Genomic DNA, 22,610 nt, shown 5'->3' with positions numbered 1-22,610 from the left:
AGGAAGTACGGCCCCAAAGCCAGCGGAGGCGGCGCCATGTCCGCGCTCGGATCGAGCCTTTTCACCCACCTGGGGCTGCGGCCCAGCGAGATGGAGCGACTGCCGCCGCGGATCGCCGCGCTGATGGAGCAGGAGGAGCTGCGTTCCGAGCGGGCCATCTCCTGGGTACAGCTCGGCCTCACGATCTCCTTCGCCGTCCTCTATTTCCTGGCCCCGCGCCCGGTCGACGCGGCGATGCTGGACGAGCCGGTGCCCTGGGCGCTCGGCAGCTACTTCATCTTCACGATGGTCCGCCTGGTGCTCTCCTACCGCGGCTGGCTGCCGGGGTGGTTCCTTCTCCTGTCGATGCTGGCGGACGTCGTCCTGCTCTACTCCCTGCTGTGGCAGTTCCACATGAGCTACAACCAGCCCGCCTCGTTCTCGCTGCGGGTGCCGACCTTCACCCACATCTTCATCTTCATCGCGGTGCGGGCGCTGCGGTACGACCCGCGCTTCGTCATCACCCAGGGGGTGCTGGCGTTCGCCGGCTGGGCGCTCATCGTGGCGCTGGCGATCTGGCAGATGGGACCGGACGCGATCACCCGCTCGTTCGTCGCCTACATGAAGGGCGACGGCATCCTGATCGGCGCGGAGGCCGACAAGCTCATCAGCATCATCGCCGTGACGGCGGTGCTGGGCGCCACGCTCTACCGCGCGCGCTACACGCTTCTGACGGCGGTGCGGGAGGGGGCCGCCTCGCGCGAGATGCGGCGCTACTTCGGGGCCGGCGTCGCCGATGCGATCACCGACCGGGCCACGGCGCCGATGGCGGGCGACGCGGAGGCGCGGGACGCGGCGATCCTGATGCTGGACCTGCGTGGTTTCACCCCCTTGGCCGCCACCCTCGCCCCGGCCGAGACGGTGCGCATCCTGACCCGTTATCAGAGCCTGGTGATCCCCATCATCGAGCGTCACGGCGGGGTGATCGACAAGTTCCTGGGCGACGGGGTGATGGCGACCTTCGGTGCGGTGAGCCCGCTGCCGACCGCCGCGGCGGACGCGCTGGCCGCGCTGGGCGCCGTGGTCGACGTGGCCGAGCGCTGGTCGGGCGATCTCGCCGCGGACGGGCACCGGGCGCTGCCGATCAACGGCGCGGTGGTGGCCGGCCCGGTGGTCGCCGCCACCGTCGGTACCGAGCGGCGGCTGGAGTTCACCGTCATCGGCAGCGCCGTGAACCTTGCCGCGAAGCTCGAAAAGCACAACAAGACCGCCGGGACCATGGCGCTCACCACCGCCGAGACCTACGCTCTCGCCCGCCAGCAGGGCTTTCGGCGCCGGGGGACGAACATTCCGGCCGCGACGGTGGCCGGGGTGTCCGACCCGCTCCATCTGGTCAGGCTCGGATAGAGGGGACGGACGATGGGCTACATGCTGAATGGGACCTGGCGCACCGGGGCGCCGGGCTTTGCCGACAGCGACGGCGAGTTCAAGCGCAAGGCATCGAACTTCCGCAGCTGGGTGACCGCCGACGGCCGTGCCGGCCCCACCGGCGAGGGAGGCTTCAAGGCCGAACCGGGGCGCTTCCACCTCTACGTCGCGCTGGCCTGCCCGTGGGCCCATCGCGCGCTCATCATGCGCCGCCTCAAGGGACTGGAGGACATGGTCGGACTGTCCGTCGTGCACTGGCACATGGGCGAGGACGGCTGGACCTTCGAGGACGGGCCCGGCGTCATCCCCGACATGATCAAGCACGCCCGCTTCCTGCGCGAGGTCTACCAGGCGGCCGATCCGGACTATACCGGCCGCGTGACCGTCCCCGTGCTGTGGGACAAGGAGCGCGGGACGATCGTCAACAACGAGTCCGCGGAGGTGATCCGCATGCTGGGCTGCGCGTTCGACGAGGCCGGCGCCGAGGCGGGCGACTACCGCCCCGAGGCGCTGCGCGAGGAGATCGACGCGGTGAACGCGCGCATCTACGACACGGTGAACAACGGCGTCTACAAGGCGGGCTTCGCCGGCCACCAGCGCGCCTACGAGGCCGCGGTGACGGAGCTCTTCGCCAGTCTCGACTGGCTGGAGGGGCGGCTCGAGGGCAAGGACTACCTCGTCGGCGACCGCCTGACGGAAGCCGACATCCGGCTCTTCACGACCTTGGTGCGGTTCGATCCGGTGTACCACGGGCACTTCAAGTGCAACGTGCGGCGAATCGTGGACTATCCAAACCTGTGGCGATACCTGAAAGCGCTCTATGCGGCGGACGGGTTCGGCGACACGACAAACCATTTTCACATCAAGCAGCATTATTATACCAGCCACCCATCGATAAACCCGACGGGAATCGTCCCGCTCGGGCCGGATATCGACTACAGCTGAGGCGACCTTGCTCCAGAGGCTCTACGACAAGACCATGGCGCTGGCCGCGAGCCGGCACGCCACCCCCGCGCTGGCCGGCGTCTCGTTCGCGGAAAGCTCGTTCTTCCCGATTCCGCCGGACCTGTTGCTGGTGCCGATGGTCCTATCGCAGCGCTCGAAGTGGATCTTCTACGCCGCGCTGTGTACCGTCGCCTCGGTGGTGGGGGGCATGGCCGGCTACCTCATCGGCTCGCTCCTGTACGAGACGGTGGCCCAGCCGATCCTCGCCTTCTACGGGTATGCCGACAAGTTCGCCGACTTCACCGAGCGCTTCAATCGCTACGGGGCGTGGATCGTGTTCCTCGCCGGGATCACCCCCTTCCCCTACAAGGTGATCACCATCGCGTCGGGCGCGACGGGGCTGTCGTTGCCGGTGTTCCTGCTGGCGAGCGTGCTGGCGCGGGGCATCCGCTTCTTCATGGTGGCGGGGCTGCTCTATGTGTTCGGGCCGCCGATCCGGGCCTTCATCGAGGAACGGCTGGCGCTGGTGTTGGCGCTCGTGGGCGCGGCGGCCGTCCTGGGCCTGATTGCGGTGAAGCTCCTATGAGACGGGTCATCTCCTCGGCGTTCGTCTTCGCGGCGCTGATCGTCATGGTCGTGGCGATCGCGGCGGTGTGGACCTTCCAGCTTCAGGGCTTCCAGCCTTGCCCGCTGTGCCTCGAGCAGCGCACCGGCTACTATCTCGCCATTCCGCTGGCGCTCGCCGCGCTGGCGCTGCGCGGCCCGCTGCCGCGCCTCGCAACGTTGCTGACCCTGCTGGCCGCGGCCGCGATCGCCTGGAGCGCGGGCCTCGGCGTCTACCATGCCGGCGCCGAATGGGGCTACTGGCCGGGGCCGAGCACCTGCGCCGGCGGCGCCGGCGGGGCCGACATCTTCGATAATCCGGGCGGCCTCCTGGGCGCGTTGGACCAGGAAGTGGTGGTGAGCTGCACCGAGGTGCAGGGCCGCCTGTTCGGCCTCAGCTTCGCGGGGTGGAACGTCCTCAGCGCCGGCACCGCGGCGGTGCTCCTGCTCCTCTCGGCCACCTTCGGCACCCGCCACGAGGCGGTGCCCGCCGCCCGCTGATGGATACCGACACCTTCGCCCGCCTCGCCCGGGCGCAGTACGAGGCGCTTCCCGACGAGGTGCGCGCGATGACGCGGGACATCGAGCTGCGGGTCGCCGACGAGGCCACGCCCGAGGTGCTGGCGCAGATGGGGATCGACCACCCGGACGACCTCCTCGGCCTCTTCGAGGGGCTCGGCCTCAGCCAGGGCGCGGTCGACCATTATACCGGCGCGATGCCCAACCGGATCTGGCTCTACCGCCTGCCCATCCTGGCCTTCCAGGCGACCGGCGAGGACAGCCTGGAGGACGTGGTGCGCCACGTCCTGGTGCACGAGATCGGCCACCACTTCGGCCTCAGCGACGACGACATGTACGCGATCGACGACGCCGAGGACTGAGCGGCGCGGTGCGCTTCAGCGCGTCGCCTTCATCCAACGGGCCGCCGCCTCGGTGACGACGCGGTGGGCTTCGGACACGTCGCCCCAGCCGGAGGTGCGCGGCCGCGACGTCTCCTCCACGTCGCGGTAGTGGACGAAGAAGTTGGCGATCGCCCGCAGGTCCGCGCGCGGCATGTCCTTGTAGTTGACGATGCTGTTGTAATGGTTGGTCAGCCGGGCAGCCGGGACGCACAACAGCGTCATCTCGTCCCCTTCCGCGCCGCTCACATAGAGGACGCCGATCGGCCGCGCGCCCAGGACGATCCCCGGCGCCAGGACGTGCTCGCCCAGCACCAGCGCGCTGACGGGCCGGCCGTCCTCGCCCTGCGTCTGCGGGATCAGACCGACGTTGCCGGGGCAGCGCATGGTGGTGTGGAACAGCCGTTCGACGGTCAGCCGGCCGGCACCGTCGACGGCGAGGCTGAGCGGCAGCGTGCCGGTCGCGGCGACGACGACGACGTTGACGTCCTGCGGCGGATCGACCGCGAAAGGGAGATCGCCGAAGGACGCGGCGTCAGTCGAGACTGTCAGAATCGGGCACCCCTTGGTCGAAACCGTATGCGACCTTCGCGACCTTCACGTCGCGGAACATTTCGTCGGCTCCGGCGACGGGGCGGCCGCCCATCGCCTCGTAGAAGCGGCAGGCGGGATCGTTGTCGGCCAGGCACCATACGACCAGTGCGTCGTGCCCGCGGCGGACGAGGCGCTGCTGCACCGTGCGGAACAGGCGCCGGCCGAACCCGAGTCCGGCATATTCGGGCTGGACGTACAGCTCGTACACCTCGGCACGGTAGGGCAAGGTGCGCACGCGGCTGCCGCCGTAGGTCACGTACCCGCGCACGAGCCCGCCATTCTCCAGCACCACGATGGGCACGCGCCGGGTGATCGCCTTGTGCCACCAGGTGGGGCCGCGGCGGGAGATCATCCGCTCCAGCTCGACGCCGGGGAGAATCCCGCGATAGGCGAAGCGCCACGCTTGGTCGTGCACCTCGGCGAGGCCGGGCGCATCGGTCGCTTTCGCAGTTCGTATAGCAATCGCCGCAGTGCTCATGGGTCGATGGTGCTGTCACATCGGGCGAGGCGCAAGTCATTTTGTAGTGCCGCAAAGCCGACCCGCGCTCACATCAGGTTGCAAGGCCACGTGGTCCGGCGCATATCTTCCCCGTGAAGACAAAGCCCGCCCCTATCGACGTCGTGACCTTCGGCTGCCGCCTCAATGCGCTCGAGAGCGAGAACGTGCGCGCGCTCGCCGGCGCCGCCGGCCATGACGATCTCGTCGTGATCAACACCTGCGCGGTGACGGCCGAAGCCGTACGCCAGGCCCGCCAGACCATCCGCCGGATCCGCCGCGAGCGCCCGAACGCGACCATCGTCGCCACCGGCTGCGCCGCGCAGACCGAGCCCGGCACCTTCGCCGCCATGGCCGAGGTGGACCACGTCGCCGGCAACGGCGAAAAGGTCTCGCCCGGGTTCTGGCAGGGCCTCAACCGCGACGAACGCGTCGTCGTGAGCGACGTCATGGCGCTGGCGCAGACCGCCGAGCACATGGTCGACGCGTTCGCGGCCCGCACCCGCGCCTTCGTCGAGGTGCAGAACGGGTGCGACCACCGCTGCACCTTCTGCATCATCCCCTACGGCCGCGGCCCGTCCCGCTCGGTGCCGATGGGCCGCGTGGTCGACCAGGTGCAGCGCCTCGTCGACTCGGGGCACCGCGAGGTCGTCCTCACCGGCGTCGACCTGACGAGCTACGGGCCCGATCTTCCCGGCACGCCGAAGCTGGGGGACCTCGTGTCGCGGATCCTCGATCTGGTGCCGGACCTGCCGCGCCTGCGCCTGTCGTCCATCGATTCGATCGAGGCCGACCCGGCCCTGCTCGACGTGTTCGCCTCCGAGCCGCGCCTGATGCCGCATCTGCACCTCTCGCTGCAGGCGGGCGACGACATGATCCTCAAGCGCATGAAGCGCCGCCACCTGCGCCACGACGCGGTCGCCTTCTGCGCCGACGTGCGCGCCCGCCGCCCCGAGACCACCTTCGGAGCCGACATCATCGCCGGCTTCCCGACCGAGACCGAGGCGATGTTCGAGAACACCCTCGCCATCATCGAGGATTGCGGCCTCTCCCATGTCCACGTCTTCCCCTTCTCGCCCCGCGCCGGGACACCGGCCGCGCGCATGCCCCAGCTCCCCCGCCAAGTGGTGAAGGAGCGGGCGGCGCGCCTGCGCGAGGCGGCGGAGGCGGCGATGGCGAGGACCCTCGCCGCGACGCTCGGCACCGAAGTCGAGGTGCTGGTCGAGGACGACGGGCGCGGGCGCACCGCCACCTACCTGCCGACGCGCGTGGAGGATGAGGTCGCCCCCGGCAGCTTCGTGCGCGGCAGGGTGCGGGACGTGGTCGACGGGACCTTGCGCGTCGCGGCGATGGCCGAAGCGGCATGAGCGAGCGTCGTTCGTTCTGGGGCTTCGGCCGCCGCAAGTCGGCCGAGCCCAAGCCCGAGGCCGCCGAGACGCACCCGGCGCCGATCCCGGCCGCTCCGGCCCCCGCCGAGCCGCAGCCGGCCGCGCCGGACGACGGCGCGACCGCCGAAGCGGCGAGCGTCCCGGCCGCCGGCGCGCAGGATCCCACCCCACCCGCCGCCGCGCCGGCCCCCGCTCCGACCCCGGCTTCCGCTGCGGTTTCCGCGCCGGCGTCCGACGAGGAGGCGAAGGGCGGCTGGTTCTCGCGGTTGCGCAAGGGGCTCGGCCGCTCGTCCAACCGGCTCGGCGACCAGGTCTCCAGTCTCTTCACCAAGAAGAAGCTCGACGCGTCCTCGCTCCAGGACCTCGAGGACATCCTCATCGAGGCCGATCTCGGCGTCGACACGGCGATGGCGATCACGGACCGGCTGTCGACCGGCCGCTACGCCCGCGGGATCGAGGCGGACGAGCTGCAGGAGGTTCTGGCGGACGAGGTGGAGAAGGTGCTCGCCCCCCTCGCCCGGCCGCTCGAGATCACCGGAGCGGCGCCGTTCGTGGTCCTCGTCGTCGGCGTCAACGGGACCGGCAAGACCACCACCATCGGCAAGATCGCAGCCCAGCAGGCCGCGGCCGGCAAGCGCGTGGTGATGGCCGCGGGTGACACCTTCCGTGCCGCCGCCGTGGAGCAGCTCGAGATCTGGGGCGAGCGGTCCGGCGCCAAGGTCATCACCGGCGCTCCCAAGGCGGACGCCGCCGGCCTCGTCTACGAGGCGCTCGACGCCGCGAGCGATGCCGACGTCCTTTTGATCGACACCGCCGGCCGCCTGCAGAACCGCGCCGAGCTGATGGCCGAGCTGGAAAAGATCGTTCGCGTGATCAAGCGGCGCAATCCGGACGCGCCGCATGCCGTCCTGCTGACGCTCGACGCCACCACCGGGCAGAACGCGATGAACCAGGTAGAGATCTTCGGCAAGACGGTCGGCGTCACCGGCCTCGTCATGACCAAGCTCGACGGGACGGCGCGCGGCGGCATCCTGGTGGCGATCGGCGCCAAGCACCAATTGCCGATCCACTTCATCGGCATCGGCGAGGGGATCGACGATCTCGCCCCCTTCAAGGCGGAGGATTTCGCCCGAGCGATCTCGGGGCTGTAGGCGCGGGGCACTGCATGGCCGCTATGCCGGTGGATGAGCAAGCCACCCACCGGATTTGCGGGACGAACGTGCTTTGCCCCGGTTGACCTCCCCTCAAAGACGGCCTATGTCAGCGGCCTTGGTTGGGGCGCATAGCTCAGTTGGTAGAGCAGCTGACTCTTAATCAGCGGGTCCACGGTTCGAGTCCGTGTGCGCCTACCAGACCTCTCCACATCGTTTGAGGTTTCCCAACCACCCGCCCCGACGGACATCGTCGATCACGCCGCCGCCCGGCGCCCCCCCGCGCAGGCAGCGTCGTCCGCAGATCCCCTCCCACCAACGCAGACGCCCCTCGGCGCCGGCTCGGGCTCGCGATGCGCTCCCCACCCCGGCCGGCGGTCGTCTCCGCACAGTCGCCCCCCCCCCCCAGTCGCCCGGGCCGATCGCGCCGCGGGGCGATCGCGCCGCGTCGCCGGCGGACACGCGTCGCGCCCGCCCGCCGCGGCCGAGAGGCGCGGCTCTCAGGTTCGCGCCGCGAGGGCCGCTTCCAGGGCCTCCACGCGCTCGTGGAGCGAGAAGCACACCAGCGACAGGATCGCCACGAGGTCGTCGTTGGAGGGGTTGTCGCGCGCCAGAACGTTGCGCGGCGCGGTCTCGTCGAGGTCGACGCCGTAGCGTTCGCGCAGCACCTCGCGCTGCGCCGCGAAGGTGGCGTGCAGGGCGTTCAGCTCCGCCTCGTCCAGCGCGACGAGATCGACGGAGGCCTCCGCGATCCCCGCGTCGGCGAGCTTGGCGTTGCGCAGCATCCTCTCGAAGCTGCCGATCGTCGCCGGCGCGCGGCGCACGCTCTGCAACCCCTTCAGCAGCGCCAGGGTCGAGGTCTGCAAGGGCGGGTTGGCGCGTCTGCCGTCGTTGCGCCCAGTGAGGCCGACCACGCGGGCGAAGTCGTCCACCACGTCGTCCAGCGCGTCGTAGGAGCGCGGCATGACCGTGGCCCCCGTCGCCTCCCAGTTGGCCAGCACAGAGAGATAGTCGAGGTCCGCGCTGCGGTGCTCGGCAAACTCCTCGAAGCTCATGATGAAGGGGGCTTCCTTGCGCCGCGACGTCGGATGCTTGATCCCCCACTGCGCGTAGGCCGACAGCAGCCACGAGGCATGGTTGCGCAAATAGACCACCACGCGCACGTCGTGTCCCGCCTCCTTCAGCCGGCGGATGATCGGGGTCATCAGCCCGTAACGCCGTTGCAGCGTCTCGACCGACCAGATCACCGGCGACTTCTCGGTCGCGGCGGCGGCCAGCGCGTCGTGGATGGTGTCGGGCGTATCCGGCGCGTCGCGCATCGCACGGACCATTTCGGGGACCGAGCGGTACGGTGCATTCGGACAGTGCTGCAAGAAGGTCCCGCACACGAAGGCGCCCTCGCCGCGCAACTCGCCGGCGTTCTGCTCCAGCCACCGCTGGATCGCCGTCGAGCCGCACTTTCCGTAGCCTACGTGGATGAATATTGCCGCCATCGATACGCCTCAACTTCGGCCACCGGCCCGCGCCCGTTCTTCGGCGCGAGCCGATGGAACGTCGGTTCACGCCCTCGACCTAGCTCGCCGTCGCGCGGAACGGTAGCCCCCGCGGCATGTGCCGCACGGGCCGGGGCCGCCGAGTACGGTTGACGTTTCATGGTGTGATCAACAAGCTCACACCGCAGGGAGGCGCACGCGCGTGCGCGCCGGCACCCGGGACGACACAACAAGGGGGGACACACATGCAGTCGCGAGACGACTATATCGAAGCGGCCAAGAGCAAGCTCGACGAATGGAACGAGCAGATCAGCAAGACCGAGGCGAAGATGAAGGCCGCGTCGCAGTCCGCCCGTGAGGAATACGAGCGGCAGCTGATCGAGATGCGGGCGCACGCCGACCAGGCGCAGAAGCAGATGCGCGAGCTGACCGACAGCTCCTACGCCGAATGGGAGAAGCACCGCACCAACTTCGAGGCTGCCTGGGGCGACATCGCCGCCGGCTTCGGCCGCGCCTGGTCCCGCTTTCACCCCTGAGGCGACGCGGGTCCGGCCGAGGGTCGACCCGGCCGGGCCACCTCGTCAGCCCATGTCGATGGCGACGACGCGGGCCGGCGCGCCGTCGGACCCCGCGTAGCGGATCGGCAGCGCGCTGAGGAAGGTGGTCGGCGTCGTCACCTGGCGCGTGTTCACCAGATACTCGATCAGCGTCACCTTGTTGCGCAGGAGCACGTCGTGGGTGACGTGCTCGGGGATCGGGCGCATCTCTCCGTCCAGCATCAGGCGGATCGTGTAGTCCTGCGGGAAGTCGAAGGCGACCGCGGTCGGCCCCCGCTCCAGCAGCCACTGCGACGCCTCGCGCGACATGTACGGCGCGTCGCGCCAGAACGAGGCGTCGTTCCAGTCGCGCTGCTCGTCCCAGCAGGAGCGGAACATCGCGATCTGCCCGCGCTCCAGGTGTCCCGCGCGCTCGGCGAGGCGGGCGGCCGTCACCTCTTCGTTGGGCTGAATGTCGGTAAGGTCGATCACCGCGGCGGGGCCGCACACGCGCGACAGATCCAGCGCGTCCAGCGTGTCGCCGCCCGGCACCATGTGGCGCGGCGCGTCGACATGGGTGAAGCCGTGGCAGGTGGTCCTGATTCCGCTCACCTCGAAAAGGTCGCCGGCGGCGAAGTCGCCCTTCTTCAGGCGCTCCACCGGCCAGCGCAGGTGGCCTTCGTCGATCGGCATGGAGAGATCGTAGATCTTCATGAGCGTTCAGCCCTTATAGAGACCCGGCAGGGTCAACACGACGGCCGGGAAGACGAGACAGATGAGCAGTGCCACGATGAGCGCGGCGAGGAACGGCAGGCTCTCGCGGATCACCACCTCCGGCCGCTCCTTGGCGATGTAGGCCGACAGGTAGATGAGGTACCCGACCGGCGGCGTCGTCAGCCCGATCATCAGGTTGAGCACGATGAGCACGCCGAAGTGGATCGGATCGATCCCGAGGCTCACCATGGTCGGCAGGAACACCGGCACGACGATGACGAGCGCGGCGAGCGGATCCAGGAAGAGCCCGATCACCAGGACGAAGAGCATCACCAGGACGAGCACCCAGAACGGGTCGGTCGTGACGGTGAAGATCGCCTCGGCCGCCATGCGCGAGACCTTGAGGTCGGCGACGATCCAGGCGAACAAGGCCGACGCGCCGACGATGACGAGGACGGTCGCCGTCCCCTTCGCCGCCTCAACGAGGGCCATGAAGCAGTCGCCGAAGGTCAGCTCGCGGAACCAGAACTTGCCGATGACGAACGCGTAGACGACCGCCACCGCGCCAGCCTCCGTCGCCGTCATGACGCCGCCCAGGATGCCGCCGACGATGATCACCGGCGTCAGCAGCGCGACCAGCGCGCCGACCCCGGCCCGGAAGATGGCGCGGAAGCCGGCCCATGGGTCGGACGGGTAGTTGCGGATGACGGAGATGACGTAGACCACCACCATCAGACAGAGCGCGACGACGAGCCCCGGCACGATGCCGGCGAGGAACATCTTGCCGACCGAGACCTGCGCCAGCACCGCGTAGACGATCATCGGGATTGAGGGCGGGATGATCGGCCCGATGACGCTCGACGTCTGCGTGATGGCGGCGGCGAACCCGCGCGAAAAGCCGGACTTTTCCATCGCCGGGATCATCACCGAGCCGACGGCCGCGGTGTCGGCGACGGCGGAGCCGGAAATCCCGGAGAAGAACACCGAGGAAAGCACGTTGACGTGCCCCAGCCCGCCACGGACATGCCCGACGCAGGTCTGCGCGAACGCCACGATCCGCCGGGTGACGCCGCCGCGGTTCATCAGCTCGCCCGCCAGGAAGAAGAAGGCGACCGCCAGCAGCAGGAAATTGTCGAGCCCCGAGAGGAACTGCTGCGCCACCACCGCGAACGGGATGTTGGGCCGGTAGACCAGCAGCGTCACCACCGAGGCGATCAGGATGGCGAAGACGAGGCGCACGCCCAGCAGCGCCAGGACGACCATCGTCCCGACCAGAATGAGTGCAATCATTGCGGTGCGCCGCCTCCGGGGTGGACGACCTCACGCCAGACCATGGCGATGGCCCAGACCGAACCGCCCACCGTGAGCGCGGCGAAGTACCACCACTTGGAAAGGTCGAGGGTGACGTAGCGGTCGAACGCGAACATCGACTGGAGCTTGAACGCGCCCCAGGCCAGCAGCGCGATGGCGCCCAGCGCGCCCACCGCGGCGACGATGCCGAGCGGGCGTTTCAGCGCCGGCCGGTCGGCCAGGAGGCCGATGCGCATGTGGTCGGCGCCGGCCGCCCCCAGGACGATCAGCCACACGAAGAGGAGCCGGTTCAGCTCCTCCCCCCAGACGATGGAATTGTTGAGGCCGTAGCGCGCCACCACCTGCGCGATCGTGATCGCGGTGATGGCGAGCATCAGGCCCGCGACGGCGACGCGCCAGAGCCACGTCGCCGCCCACTCGATGCGGGGGATCACCGGGTTACTGCGCGGAGGGCGCCAGCGCGTCGATCTTCACGAGCAGATCGTCGCCGAACTTCTCGGCGTACATCGCGCGCGTCTTCTCGGCGACGAGTTCGCGGAAGGCGGCGACGTCCGGCTCCATGACGATTTCGACCCCGGCGGCCTTCATCGCCTCCAGGCTCGAGGTCTCGAGCACGCGGTTCAGCTCACGCTCGTAGGCGGCGGCGATCTTGCCGGCGACCTTCAGCGCCTCCTGCTGGTCCTCGGGCAGCCCGTCGAACTTCGCCTGGTTCATCACCAGCGGCGCCGCGGTGTAGGCGTGTTCTGTGATCGAGAGGTACTTCTGCACCTCGTGGAAATTGGAGTGGTAGATGTGCGTGGTCGGGTTCTCCTGCCCGTCCACGGTGCCGGTCTGGAGCGCGCTGTAGAGTTCGGCGAAGGGCATCGGCGCAGGGTTGGCGCCGAGGATCGTGAACGCCTCGATGTGCGCCGGGTTCGGCGTGGTGCGCAGCTTCAGCCCCTCGAGGTCCGCGGGGGTGTTGATCGGGCGCTCGTTGTTGGTGAGGTTGCGGAAGCCGATCTCCCAGAAGGCGAGCCCCTGGAGGCCGACTTCGTTGATGGAGGTCATCAGCTCCTCGCCCACCTCCCCGTCGAGGACGCGGTAGGCGTGCTCGGGCGATTCAAACAGAAACGGCAGGTCGAGGACGTTCACCTGCGGGGCGAAGGAGGTGAAATAGGGGTTGCCGGTCACCGTGATGTCGATGGTGCCGAGGCGAGCGCCCTGCAGCGAGTTGGCGGAGTTGCCCAGCTCGCCCGCCGGGTAGATTTCGACGGTGAGATCGCCGCCGGTCATGTTGTCGACGATCCAGGCGAACATCTCGGCCGCCTTGTGCGGCGTGTCGCTGGTGTTGGCGTAGTGACCGAAGCGCAGCGTTTCGGCGCTGGCGCCGGTGGCGAGCGCGGCGGCCAGCGTGGCGCCGAGCGCCATCGTTCTCATCTTCATGGTCGTTCTTCCCTGTCGTTCTTTTTTTGTCGGCCCTGCATAATGTATTCTGCATACCGTCGGACAATATTGCCCGAAGGATGCCCCCGTCAGCAAGCCTTCGAATGCAATTTCATATGCGTAAGCCGCCCGGACGGGGGTCCGCGCGGCTTACGGCCGGCCGGCGATGGGGTGCGACGCGGGGGGCGTCAGGCGGACTTTCGCAACGCCCAGCCGGTCACGCGCCGCTCGATCAGCGAGAAGACGACGTAGAGCGCGACGCCCAGGAACGACAGGATCGCCAGCCCCGCGAACACCAGCGGCACGTTGAACGACGACGAGGCGATCATCATCATGTTGCCGATGCCGCGGTTGGAGGCGACCGTCTCGGCGATCACCGAGCCGACGAAGGCGAGCGTGATCGCGACTTTGAGCGAGGCGAAGAAATACGGCATCGCCCGCGGCAGGCCGACGTTCCACAAAATGTCGAGCTTGGACGCCTTCATCGACTTCATGACGTCCTCGAGCTCCGGTTCGACGGTGGCGATCCCGGTCGCGACGTTCACCACGATGGGGAAGATGCAGATGATCATCGCCGTGAGGATCGCCGGCACCGTCCCCGCCCCGAACCACAGGACGAAGATCGGCACCACCGCCACCTTGGGGATCGACGAGATGCCGACGAGGAGCGGATAGGCGGTGTCGAACGCGAGCTTCGAGGAGCCGATCAGCACTCCCAGCGTCAGCCCGATGGCAACGCCGAACGCAAAGCCGACGAGCGTGGTGTAGAGCGTCTGGTAGGCGTGCGGGGCGATCGCGGGCGCATACTGCACGAAGGTGGTGTAGATCTCCGAGGGTTTGGGCAACACCAGCGACGAGATGCCGAACGCCCGGCAGAACACCTCCCAGAAGACGAAGACGCCGACGATCAGAATCACCGAGTAGATCTTGCGGCGCACGACCGGGCTCATGTCGCGCCGCCCGCGCGGCCCGTCGGCGTGCGCACGATGAGCGCCCGCAGTGCCTGCACGATCTCGGTGAACTCGGGCTGGAACGTCACGTCGAGGTGACGCGGGCGGGCGAAGGGGATGGTCCGGTCCTCCAGGATGCGCCCCGGCCGCGGCGACATGACGACCACGCGGTTGGCGAGGAAGGCCGCCTCGCGCAGGTCGTGCGTCACCAGGAGCACGGTCGACCGGCGCTCGGCCCACAGGTCCTGCAGCGTCAGCCACAGCTCCTCGCGGGTGAACTGATCGAGCGCGCCGAACGGCTCGTCGAGGAGCAGGAGGTCCGGCTCGTGGACCAGCGCGCGGCACAGGTTGGCCCGCTGCTGCATGCCGCCGGACAGCTCGAACGGGTGCTTGCCCGCGAAGTCGATCAGGCCGACATGCTCCAGCAGCGCGTCCACCCGCTCGCGGAATTCGCCGCGGCGCTTGGCGCGGTATTCGGCGCGGAACGGCTGCACGATCTTCAGCGGCAGCATGACGTTGTCGCGGATCGTCTTCCACGGCAGCAGGGTCGACGACTGGAACGCCATGCCGACGCGCACAGGGTTCGCCCCCAGCTCGCGCCCGGCGAAGAGGATGCGTCCGCCGGACGGCGCCAGCAGCTCCGCGACGAGCTTCAGGATGGTGGACTTGCCGCAGCCGGACGGGCCGACGAGGGCGACGAAGTCCCCCTCGTCGACCTCGAGGTCCGTGGGTGCCAGCGCCGGCGTCGCCGACTTGCCCCGGCCGTAGGTGACCGAGACGCCGTCGAGTTCCACCAGCGGGCGGCCGGGCATCGCCACCGTGCGCGGCGTGGCGGGGAGCGGCGCCTGCATGCTCAACCGCCGCCCCACGGCGCGGAAGCGCTCACAGCGCCGCCCATCCGCCGTCGACCGGGATGTCCACCCCGGTGATCTGCCGGGCGAGATCGGACGCCAGGAAGAGCGTCGCGCTCGCGATGTCCTCGTCGGTCGAGACGCGCTTCAGCGCGTAGTCGTCGGCGTGGCGCTGCGCGGCCTCGTCCTCGCTGATCCCCAGGCGCCGCGCCATCTCCGGCACCACCTTGGTGCGGAAGCGCGGCCCGTCGACCATGCCGGGCGCGACGCAGTTGACGTTGATGTTGTCGCCCCCCAGCTCCAGCGCGAAGCTCTTGGTGAGGCCGCGCAGGCCCCACTTGGAGCTGGAATAGGCGAGCCGTCCTGCCTTGCCGCGCATGCCGAAGGTCCCCCCGACGTTGACGATCTTGCCGTAGCGCTGGCGCTGCATGACGGGTGCCACGGCGCGGATCATGTGGAACGACCCGCCCATGTTGAGCGAGACGATCTCGTCGAACTCCTCCGGGCTCGTCTCGGCGCCGGTCTTGCCGATCGGCCCGGTGCCGCCGGCGACGTTCACAAGGATGTCGATCCGCCCGAACGTCGCCGCGACGATCCCGACCTCGCGCTCCACCGCCGCCGCGTCGGTGACGTCGCAGCGCACGACTTCGACGCGGCGGCCCATGGCGCGGGCCTCCTCGGCGACGGGGGCGATGGCGTCGGTGTCCCGCCCGAAGAGGGCGAGGTCGACGCCTTCGGCGGCGAAGGCGCGGGTGATCGCCGCGCCCATGCCCTTGGCCGGTCCCGTGATGACGGCGACCCGGCCTTGCATTTTCAGATCCATGTCTCAGACCAGCTTGTAGATCCGCTCGTCTTCCGGCGGCAGGAAGTCGGGGGTGAAGATTTCCGAAATATCCGGCGTCCGCGGCAGACCCCGCGCCTCGACGACGATGTCGATCGCCTTCTGGAAGCGCTCGGGGTCGATGTTGCCGAGGCCGAACTCGGCGACTTCCGGGTGGTTCATCTCGTCGGCGAGCGTGGCGACGAGGCGCTCCTTCTCGATCGCCGCGTTGATCAGCGGCTCGCGATCGACCACCGCGGCGATCCCGGCGTCGAGGTCGGCGAGCGTGTCGGCGATGCCCTTGTTGATGGCGCGCACCAGGCCGCGCACGGCCTCCGGGTTCTCCTCGGTCAGCTTCTTCGGCACGATGATGCCGTTGGAGTAGAGGTCCATCCCGTAGTCGCCGAAGGAGATGAAGCGGATTTCCTCGTCCGGGTTCATGCCGGAGAGCTTGGCCGAGAAGCGGATCGTGTTGACGTAGCCGAAGACGCCGTCCACCTGGCCGGACTTGAGCATCTGCTCGCGCAGGTTGGGCGCGAAGTTGGTGATCTCGACGCCCGAGGTGTCGAGCCCGGCGACCTGGGTGAAGGCGGGCCACAGCTTCAGCGCGCCGTCGTTCGCCGCCCCGCCGAGGTGCTTGCCCTCGAGGTCCTTGGCGCTCTCGATCTCGCTGGAGGCGAGCACCGCCACCGTGAAGGGGGGCGTGTTGTACATCTGGTAGACGCAGATCGGCGCCTCCTCCGGCTTCTCCGCGGCGAGCTGGATGAGCGCGTTCACGTCGCCGAAGCCGGTGTCGTACGAGCCGGACGCCACGGCGCCGACGGCCGCGCCCGAGCCGTTGCCCTGATCCATCTGGATCTCGAGGCCGTATTCTTCGAAGTAGCCCTTGTCCTGGGCGAGGAAGAACCACGCCTGCGGGCCCTGGTAGCGCCAGTTGAGGATCATGGAGAGCTTGGTTTGCTCCTGGGCGGAGAGGCCGGCGGGGAAGCCGGCGGCGCCCACGAGCCCTGCGGCCGCGGACGTCTTGAGGAGGTTGCGACGGGTGATGCGCATGGGGCCTTCGTCCTTCTATGAGGCGGCGGTAAGTGCGGAGAGGATCGCATCGCTCCGGGCGGTGAAGCCGTAGAGCTGTTCGACGAGGGTGAGGACGGCGCCCTCCACCGCGGGGTCCGCGACGGTGGCCGCGGCGTCGGTGACGAGGATCGGGTCGAAGCCTTCGAAGGCGCCGTCCATGAGGGTGGCGAAAACGCACCGGTCGGTGTTGACACCGGCGTAGAGCACGGTCGTCACGTCGAGCCGGCGCAGGATCGCGGCGAGTTCGTTGTCACGAAAACCGGAGAGGCGGTGCTTGGCGACGTGGATGTCCTGCGGCGCGGCGGCGATCGCGTCGACGGTGGCGGCGCCCCACGTTCCGGCGACGAGCACCGGTCCGTTGCGCCCGGCGTCGCCATAGGCCGGCCCGGCGCCGCAACCGCTCGCCTTGTCGAGCGCGGTCGGCGGCAAGTTGGCGACGTCCGCCCGCACGCCCCAATTGAGGTGGATCACCGGCACGTCCGCCGCGCGAAGGCCCGCCGCCAGCGCATTGACGGCGCCGATCGGCGCGGCGAGGCCCGACACGTCCACCCCGCGCGCGGCCGCGAACCAACCCTCGGGGTGGAGGAAGTCGTTTTGCATGTCGACGATGAGGAGCGCGGTGCGAGTCAGGTCGATCTCGACCGGGCCGGGGCGTGCCGCGAACCGCACCGGGCGCGGCGCCGGCCGCTCACGCGTCAGCCGCGTGACGGCGCCCTCGGCGGTCCAGCGGTCGCGGCTCCAGTGCGGGCGGGGGCGGGGTGCGTCCATGGTGCGGACCATGGACTGCGCCAGCGTTGCTGTCGTGTGCTATGATTTCGCCAGTCCGTTGAGAAAAACGCAACGCTATGGGACCCGATGCGCCACCTCACCACCTACCGCGTCGTCGACGCGGTCGCGCGGACCGGCTCCATCCGCCGCGCGGCGGAGACCTTGGCGCTGACCCCGTCCGCGGTGCAGCGCCGCGTCGCCGCATTCGAGGACGAGCTGGGCCAGCCGATCTTCGAGCGGCTGGCGACCGGTGTGCGGCTGAACGCGGCGGGCGAATTGGTGCTGCACCACATCCGCGAGGAGTTCGCCGGGACGGAGCGGCTGCGCTCGCGCCTCGCCGATCTCGCCGGCGTGCGGCGCGGCCATGTGGCGATCGCCTGCAGTCAGGCGCTGGCGCCCTACTTCCTGCCGGCCGAGATCGCCGCCTACCGAACGCTCTACCCGCAGGTGACGTTCGACGTGCGCGTGCTGGACCACATCGCGGCGACCAGCGCGGTGGAGGACTTCTCGGTCGACCTCGCCATCGTCTACGGGGTCGACGACCTGCCGACGATCGACACCATCGCCGCCGTCCGGCAGGACATCGCCGCCATCGTCGCACGGGGCCACCCGCTGGCGGGACGGGCCGAGGTGCGGCTGCGCGAGGTGCTGGACTACCCGCTCGCCCTCCCCCACCGCAGCTTCGAGGGGCGGCGCTTGTTCGACCGCTCGATGGCGCGCAAGGGGCTCGCCGTGCCGGCCTACCTGGAGAGCAATTCGTTCGAGTATCTGAAGGCGCACGTCGCCTGCACGGACGCGGTGGCGATCCAGATCCCCATCGGCGCGCCGCCGCCCGAAGCGGACGGGCCGATCGTCGCCGTCCCCATCGCCGAGCGGGACCTGACGCCGGGCATGCTGACGCTGCGCCAGCTCAAGGGGCGGACGCTGTCGGTCGCGGCGGCGCGATTCGTCGACCGCATCCGCCAATCGCTGTCGCAGCGGTTCGCGCCGGTCTGACGGCGGGCGGTATCAGGTGCCGATACGCAGCGGCGCGGTCATCTTGCGCAGTGCCGCCAGCACCGAGAGCGCGGTGATGCGCCCGGTCTTCGGATTGTCCGAGGGGATGTTCTCGATCGCCATCGAGAAGCTCGCCGAGTCGGCGTCCACTTCGATGCGATGGGTGTTGCGCGTCAGCGCCGGGTCGGCCCAGATCTCGATCGTCGTGCGGTCCGGCCCGATGCCGGCCAGCGCCAGCGCGGCGCCGACGTTGAGGTTGGCGGGGAAGCCCCGCGCCGCCTCGCGCGCGCTGCCGGCGAAGACGCGCACCGGCCGGGTCGCGCCGGCGATGTCGATCCCGTGTTCGGCGAGGTAGGGCGCGCCGAGGAGGCCGCTCACCGGCTTGCGCGTCACCATGGTGATGGAGCGGATCTCGCCCTCGGCGGCGGCGGTCACCGCGTCGAGCGCCAGGAGTGCGCCGGACGGGGCGATGATCTGCCCCCCGGTGCGCGCGGCGGTGGCGACGAGATCGTCATGAGTGAGGAGCGCGCCGACGGACAGGACCACCGCGCGCTTGCCGCCGGCGACGAAGGGGCCGACGATCTCGCCGAACAGGGCGGCCGGCGCACACTCGACGACAATGTCGGCCAGGGGCTCCAGCGCCGCGATCGGCACCACCGGCACATCCGACGCGACGGGAGCGAGGCGCGCCCGCGCCGCCTCGAGGTCGCGCGCGGAGACGGCCGCGATCTCGAACCCCGGCAGGCGGCCGGATTGGACCGCCTCGACCACCGCCATGCCGATGGCGCCGAGGCTGGCGACGGCGAGCCGGATCGGTGCTGCGCTCACGGCCGATCCGGTCCGTTACGCCGTCTCTGCGGCCCGCTCGGCCTTCTTGCGGTCGTTCGGGTCGAGGTGGACCTTGCGCAGGCGGATGTTCTTCGGCGTCACTTCGACCAGCTCGAAGTCGTTGATGTAGCTGAGCGCACGCTCCAGGCTCATGCGGATCGGCGGGGTCAGCTTCACCGCGTCGTCCTTGCCGGACGCCCGCACGTTGGTCAGCTGCTTGCCCTTGATCACGTTCACCTCGAGGTCGTTGCCCCGCGTGTGCTCGCCGATGATCATGCCGCGGTAGACCTTGATGCCCGGATCGATGAACATCGGGCCGCGGTCTTCCAGGTTGAACATCGCGTAGGCCGCCGCGTCGCCGTCACCGTTGGAGATGAGGACGCCGGTGTGGCGGGTCGGGATCGCGCCCTTGTGCGGTACGTACTCGTGGAACACGCGGTTGAGGATGCCGGTACCGCGCGTGTCCGACAGCAGCTCGCCCTGGTAGCCGATGAGGCCGCGCGTGGGGGCGTGCATGATGATGCGCGTGCGCCCGGCGCCCGACGGGTTCATCTCGACGAGGTCGGCCTTCCGCTCGGAGAGCTTCTGGATGACGGTGCCGGAGTGCTCGTCGTCGACGTCGATCGTCACCTCTTCGATGGGCTCCAGCGTGGTGCCGTCGGCCGCCTTCTGCATCACCACCTGCGGACGCGAGACGCCGATCTCGAAGCCCTCGCGGCGCATCGTCTCGATCAGGATGCCGAGCTGCAGCTCGCCGCGGCCGGCGACCACGAAGGCCTCGCCGCCCTCGGTGTCGGTCACGCGCAGCGCCACGTTGCCCTCCGCCTCCGACGTCAGCCGGTTGCGGATGACGCGCGACTGCACCTTGTCGCCCTCGGTGCCGGCGAGCGGGCTGTCGTTGACGCGGAAAGTCATCGCGAGCGTCGGCGGATCGATCGGCTCGGCCGGGATCGACCGGGTCACCGAGGGGTCGACCAGCGTGTCGGCGACGGTGCCCTTCAGGAGGCCGGAGATGGCGACGATGTCACCGGCGCGGCCCTCTTCGATGGGCTGACGCTCGATGCCGCGGAAGGCCAGCACCTTGGACACGCGCCCGGTCTCGACGATGCTGCCGTCGCGACCCAGGACCTTGACGGTCTGGTTCGGCTTGATGGTGCCGGAGGTGATGCGCCCGGTGAGGATGCGGCCGAGGAAGTTGTCCGCCTCGATGGTGGTGGCCAGCATGCGGAAGGGCCCCGGCTCGACGCGCGGCTCGGGCACGTGCTTGACGATGAGGTCGAGCAGCGGCCCCATGCTCGGCTCGCCGGCCTGCTTCGGGTCCAGGCTCATCCAACCGTTCTTGGCCGAGCCGTAGACGATCGGGAAGTCGAGCTGCTGGTCGTCCGCCCCCAGCGCGTCGAACAGGTCGAACACCATGTCGACCACTTCCTCGTGCCGCTCTTCCGGCTTGTCGATCTTGTTGATCGCCACGATGGGGCGCAGGCCCATGCGCAACGCCTTGCCGAGCACGAACTTGGTCTGCGGCATCGGCCCCTCGGCGGCGTCGACGAGGATGACCGCGCCGTCCACCATGTTGAGGATGCGCTCCACCTCGCCGCCGAAGTCGGCGTGGCCGGGGGTGTCGACGATGTTGATGCGGGTCGGCGGGGTCGCCGCGCTCTCCCACTCGATCGACGTCACCTTCGCCAGGATGGTGATGCCGCGCTCCATCTCCAGCGCGTTGGAGTCCATGACGCGCTCGGCCACCTTCTGGTTCTCGCGGAAGGCGCCGGATTGACGGAGCAGCACGTCAATGAGTGTCGTCTTGCCGTGGTCGACGTGCGCGATAATCGCGACGTTGCGCAGCGCGCGGGGAGCTGTGGTCATGAAGCGGCCGATGTTGGGGGCGTGAGGGCGCTGACTGCCACGGTCCGGCGCCGAAAACCAGCCCCTAAACGCGCATGCCAGCGCTGTCGTCGCCTATAAGTGGTGCGTGATGGCCGGAACGCCAGCGCAAGCAGGGGTGTTTGCTCCCCGAACCGGAGAACACTGCCATGCGCCTGCCGCACATTTCCCTCATCACCGCCGCCGCGCTGATCATCGTCCTGATCATCGTACTGACCTGATCGGGACCGCGGCGGCGGTGGGCCCGGCGTGCGTCAGTCGGCGGCGCGTCCCACCGTCGACGGGTCGAAGCCCGCCGGATCGTCGATCAGCTGCAGGATGACGGGGTAGGTCAGCGCGGGGTCGGCGCCGGGCTCCTCCGGGTCGACCAGCTCGTGACCGAGGCCGTAGCGCGCGGGGAAGGTGTAGGTCGTGACGTTCGCGCCGTCCGCCACCCACGCGGCGACCACGCTGTCGGTCACCGCGTTGGAGACGGCGGTGTCGGCCGCGTTGGTGATGACGACGATGTCGCCCGCCGCCGGTGCCGTCTCGGCGGCCTGACGCTTCACCGCGGCACCCAGGCGCATGATCTGTCCCGTCCCGCGGGTCGACTGGCGCACGTAGGCGTGGGCCATGCCGCCGGTGAAGTTCTCGCGCTGGGCGGGGTCCTTCCAGATGGTGAAGTCGGGCGCGACCAGCATCGCCCGCATCGCCGCCTCGTTGGTCCACCGGTTGGTGCCGCCGAGGCCGAAGAAGGGCGCCATCAACACGGCGCGGTCGACGTCGGCGCGGTTCTGCGCGACCCAGCCGGTGATGGTCCCGCCGGCGGAGATGCCGGCGACGATCACCTCGTCCCCCAGCCCGACGGCGGCGTCGACGATGGTGTCGCCGAACTCGGCCAGCTCTTCGGCGGTGATGCGACCGAGCGCGTCGCTCGCGCGGTCGGCATAGCCGTTCTGAGGCATGCGCACGACGATCACGTTGGCCCCGGCATCGAACAGCTCGGGCGCGAAGTCGACGTAGGCGCGCGGGCAGCTCGACACGCCGTGGACCAGCACCACCACCCGTGCGACCTTCGCGCCGTGCGTCAGGACGTAGGGCTCGCACAACGGGTTGAGCGGCTCGGGCGAGGCGAGGAGCTTCTTCTGGAAGATCTCCATCCCGGCCGCATAGTCCGCCGCAGGCGCCGGGTGGGAGGTCAGCTCGTCGGTCCCCACGGGGATCACGAACAGACCCGCGACCGCGATGCCGACCGCCGCGACGCAGACCGCCAGCGCCTTGCGCCAGCCGATCAGCAAGCTGACCAGCAGCACCGCGACCGCAAAGACGGCGACCACCGCGGCGATGCCCATCACAATGCGCTGTTCGACCGTCAACGGGCCAATCCATTCCATCAGTTCGGTCATGGGCGGGGATCAAATCTCTTTCAGGCGGCTCTGGGCGGGCCGGCCGGGTTGCGGCTTTTTGGGGGTGGGCGGCGTGCGGCAGGCGGGATCGCGTG

At 69.6% G+C, this 22,610-nt stretch carries 24 protein-coding genes and 1 tRNA gene; 10 read left to right on the top strand and 15 right to left on the bottom strand.

Going from position 1 to position 22,610, the window contains the following annotated elements; translation table 11 throughout:
• Window positions 1–36: 36 nt before the first annotated feature.
• From MRB58_RS19340 to MRB58_RS19320, 5 genes are read left to right on the top strand one after another with little or no spacing between them, the layout of a single operon-like run.
• Entirely contained in the window at window positions 37–1,386 is a 1,350-nt protein-coding gene (locus tag MRB58_RS19340) for an adenylate/guanylate cyclase domain-containing protein (RefSeq protein ID WP_244778724.1), read from the top strand.
• 12 nt (window positions 1,387–1,398) lie between these two features.
• Entirely contained in the window at window positions 1,399–2,352 is a 954-nt protein-coding gene (locus tag MRB58_RS19335; RefSeq protein WP_244778723.1) for a glutathione S-transferase family protein, read from the top strand.
• Window positions 2,353–2,359: 7 nt separating this feature from the next.
• Window positions 2,360–2,938 (top strand): YqaA family protein, encoded by a 579-nt coding sequence (locus tag MRB58_RS19330; protein WP_244778722.1) that lies wholly within the window; start codon window positions 2,360–2,362, stop codon window positions 2,936–2,938.
• Window positions 2,935–3,456 (top strand): disulfide bond formation protein B, encoded by a 522-nt coding sequence (locus MRB58_RS19325; RefSeq protein ID WP_244778721.1) that lies wholly within the window; start codon window positions 2,935–2,937, stop codon window positions 3,454–3,456. Before MRB58_RS19330 ends, MRB58_RS19325 begins: the two co-directional genes overlap by 4 nt.
• The gene (locus MRB58_RS19320; RefSeq protein WP_244778720.1) at window positions 3,456–3,836 is read left to right on the top strand and encodes a metallopeptidase family protein; all 381 of its coding nucleotides are present in this window, start codon (window positions 3,456–3,458) and stop codon (window positions 3,834–3,836) included. The genes MRB58_RS19325 and MRB58_RS19320 overlap by 1 nt, the downstream gene beginning before the upstream one ends.
• Before the next feature lie 15 nt (window positions 3,837–3,851).
• On the opposite strand, the gene MRB58_RS19315 is transcribed toward MRB58_RS19320, so the two are convergent.
• Together MRB58_RS19315 and MRB58_RS19310 are read right to left on the bottom strand one after the other, a co-directional pair.
• The gene (locus MRB58_RS19315; RefSeq protein ID WP_256461744.1) at window positions 3,852–4,271 is read right to left on the bottom strand and encodes an inorganic diphosphatase; all 420 of its coding nucleotides are present in this window, start codon (window positions 4,269–4,271) and stop codon (window positions 3,852–3,854) included.
• 118 nt (window positions 4,272–4,389) lie between these two features.
• Window positions 4,390–4,926: a GNAT family N-acetyltransferase gene (locus MRB58_RS19310; protein ID WP_244778718.1), complete on the bottom strand. Its 537-nt coding sequence runs from the start codon at window positions 4,924–4,926 to the stop codon at window positions 4,390–4,392.
• Window positions 4,927–5,039: 113 nt separating this feature from the next.
• On the opposite strand from MRB58_RS19310, the gene mtaB reads away from it, so the two are divergent.
• The 3 genes from mtaB (at window position 5,040) to MRB58_RS19295 (ending at window position 7,684) form a co-directional block, all read left to right on the top strand.
• The gene (mtaB, locus tag MRB58_RS19305; protein ID WP_244778717.1) at window positions 5,040–6,311 is read left to right on the top strand and encodes a tRNA (N(6)-L-threonylcarbamoyladenosine(37)-C(2))-methylthiotransferase MtaB; all 1,272 of its coding nucleotides are present in this window, start codon (window positions 5,040–5,042) and stop codon (window positions 6,309–6,311) included.
• Complete coding sequence (gene ftsY, locus MRB58_RS19300) at window positions 6,308–7,483, top strand: signal recognition particle-docking protein FtsY (RefSeq protein WP_244778716.1); 1,176 nt, start codon at window positions 6,308–6,310, stop codon at window positions 7,481–7,483. Before mtaB ends, ftsY begins: the two co-directional genes overlap by 4 nt.
• A 125-nt stretch (window positions 7,484–7,608) precedes the next feature.
• A tRNA-Lys gene (locus MRB58_RS19295) sits at window positions 7,609–7,684 on the top strand.
• 299 nt (window positions 7,685–7,983) lie between these two features.
• On the opposite strand, the gene MRB58_RS19290 is transcribed toward MRB58_RS19295, so the two are convergent.
• The gene (locus tag MRB58_RS19290) at window positions 7,984–8,976 is read right to left on the bottom strand and encodes a hypothetical protein (protein ID WP_244778715.1); all 993 of its coding nucleotides are present in this window, start codon (window positions 8,974–8,976) and stop codon (window positions 7,984–7,986) included.
• 245 nt (window positions 8,977–9,221) lie between these two features.
• Here MRB58_RS19290 and MRB58_RS19285 point away from each other — a divergent pair, with 245 nt between their 5' ends.
• A complete protein-coding gene (locus MRB58_RS19285) occupies window positions 9,222–9,512 on the top strand; it encodes a hypothetical protein (protein WP_244778714.1) in 291 nt (96 codons plus the stop codon).
• 45 nt (window positions 9,513–9,557) lie between these two features.
• On the opposite strand, the gene MRB58_RS19280 is transcribed toward MRB58_RS19285, so the two are convergent.
• From MRB58_RS19280 to MRB58_RS19240, 9 genes are all read right to left on the bottom strand, one after another.
• The gene (locus MRB58_RS19280) at window positions 9,558–10,226 is read right to left on the bottom strand and encodes a cyclase family protein (RefSeq protein WP_244778713.1); all 669 of its coding nucleotides are present in this window, start codon (window positions 10,224–10,226) and stop codon (window positions 9,558–9,560) included.
• 6 nt (window positions 10,227–10,232) lie between these two features.
• Window positions 10,233–11,516, bottom strand: coding sequence for a TRAP transporter large permease (locus MRB58_RS19275; protein WP_244778712.1), 1,284 nt, complete (start codon window positions 11,514–11,516; stop codon window positions 10,233–10,235).
• Complete coding sequence (locus MRB58_RS19270; protein WP_244778711.1) at window positions 11,513–11,971, bottom strand: TRAP transporter small permease; 459 nt, start codon at window positions 11,969–11,971, stop codon at window positions 11,513–11,515. Before MRB58_RS19270 ends, MRB58_RS19275 begins: the two co-directional genes overlap by 4 nt.
• A gap of 4 nt (window positions 11,972–11,975) precedes the next feature.
• Window positions 11,976–12,959: a TRAP transporter substrate-binding protein gene (locus tag MRB58_RS19265; RefSeq protein ID WP_244778710.1), complete on the bottom strand. Its 984-nt coding sequence runs from the start codon at window positions 12,957–12,959 to the stop codon at window positions 11,976–11,978.
• 188 nt (window positions 12,960–13,147) lie between these two features.
• Window positions 13,148–13,909, bottom strand: coding sequence for an ABC transporter permease (locus tag MRB58_RS19260; RefSeq protein WP_244778709.1), 762 nt, complete (start codon window positions 13,907–13,909; stop codon window positions 13,148–13,150).
• Window positions 13,906–14,760: an ABC transporter ATP-binding protein gene (locus tag MRB58_RS19255; RefSeq protein ID WP_244778708.1), complete on the bottom strand. Its 855-nt coding sequence runs from the start codon at window positions 14,758–14,760 to the stop codon at window positions 13,906–13,908. Before MRB58_RS19255 ends, MRB58_RS19260 begins: the two co-directional genes overlap by 4 nt.
• Window positions 14,761–14,791: 31 nt before the next feature.
• Window positions 14,792–15,583 carry an SDR family NAD(P)-dependent oxidoreductase gene (locus MRB58_RS19250; RefSeq protein WP_244778707.1) on the bottom strand — a complete coding sequence of 264 codons (792 nt, stop codon included), beginning with the start codon at window positions 15,581–15,583 and terminating at the stop codon, window positions 14,792–14,794.
• Between the two features lie 3 nt (window positions 15,584–15,586).
• Window positions 15,587–16,633 carry an ABC transporter substrate-binding protein gene (locus MRB58_RS19245; RefSeq protein ID WP_244778706.1) on the bottom strand — a complete coding sequence of 349 codons (1,047 nt, stop codon included), beginning with the start codon at window positions 16,631–16,633 and terminating at the stop codon, window positions 15,587–15,589.
• Window positions 16,634–16,648: 15 nt separating this feature from the next.
• Window positions 16,649–17,434 carry a cysteine hydrolase family protein gene (locus MRB58_RS19240; RefSeq protein ID WP_244778705.1) on the bottom strand — a complete coding sequence of 262 codons (786 nt, stop codon included), beginning with the start codon at window positions 17,432–17,434 and terminating at the stop codon, window positions 16,649–16,651.
• A 75-nt stretch (window positions 17,435–17,509) separates the two neighbouring features.
• Here MRB58_RS19240 and MRB58_RS19235 point away from each other — a divergent pair, with 75 nt between their 5' ends.
• Window positions 17,510–18,418: a LysR family transcriptional regulator gene (locus MRB58_RS19235; protein WP_244778704.1), complete on the top strand. Its 909-nt coding sequence runs from the start codon at window positions 17,510–17,512 to the stop codon at window positions 18,416–18,418.
• A 12-nt stretch (window positions 18,419–18,430) separates the two neighbouring features.
• On the opposite strand, the gene MRB58_RS19230 is transcribed toward MRB58_RS19235, so the two are convergent.
• The 3 genes from MRB58_RS19230 to MRB58_RS19220 form a co-directional block, all read right to left on the bottom strand.
• Window positions 18,431–19,246 carry an aspartate dehydrogenase gene (locus MRB58_RS19230; protein WP_256461685.1) on the bottom strand — a complete coding sequence of 272 codons (816 nt, stop codon included), beginning with the start codon at window positions 19,244–19,246 and terminating at the stop codon, window positions 18,431–18,433.
• A 15-nt stretch (window positions 19,247–19,261) separates the two neighbouring features.
• A complete protein-coding gene (gene typA, locus MRB58_RS19225; RefSeq protein WP_244778703.1) occupies window positions 19,262–21,112 on the bottom strand; it encodes a translational GTPase TypA in 1,851 nt (616 codons plus the stop codon).
• A gap of 272 nt (window positions 21,113–21,384) precedes the next feature.
• Complete coding sequence (locus tag MRB58_RS19220) at window positions 21,385–22,515, bottom strand: carboxylesterase (RefSeq protein WP_244778702.1); 1,131 nt, start codon at window positions 22,513–22,515, stop codon at window positions 21,385–21,387.
• Between the last annotated feature and the right edge of the window lie 95 nt (window positions 22,516–22,610).

Source organism: Acuticoccus sp. I52.16.1 (genome assembly GCF_022865125.1).
Classification (GTDB): Bacteria; Pseudomonadota; Alphaproteobacteria; order Rhizobiales; family Amorphaceae; genus Acuticoccus.
The sequence above is the reverse complement of the archived record's forward strand: the minus strand, read 5'-3'. Positions and strand labels throughout refer to the sequence as shown.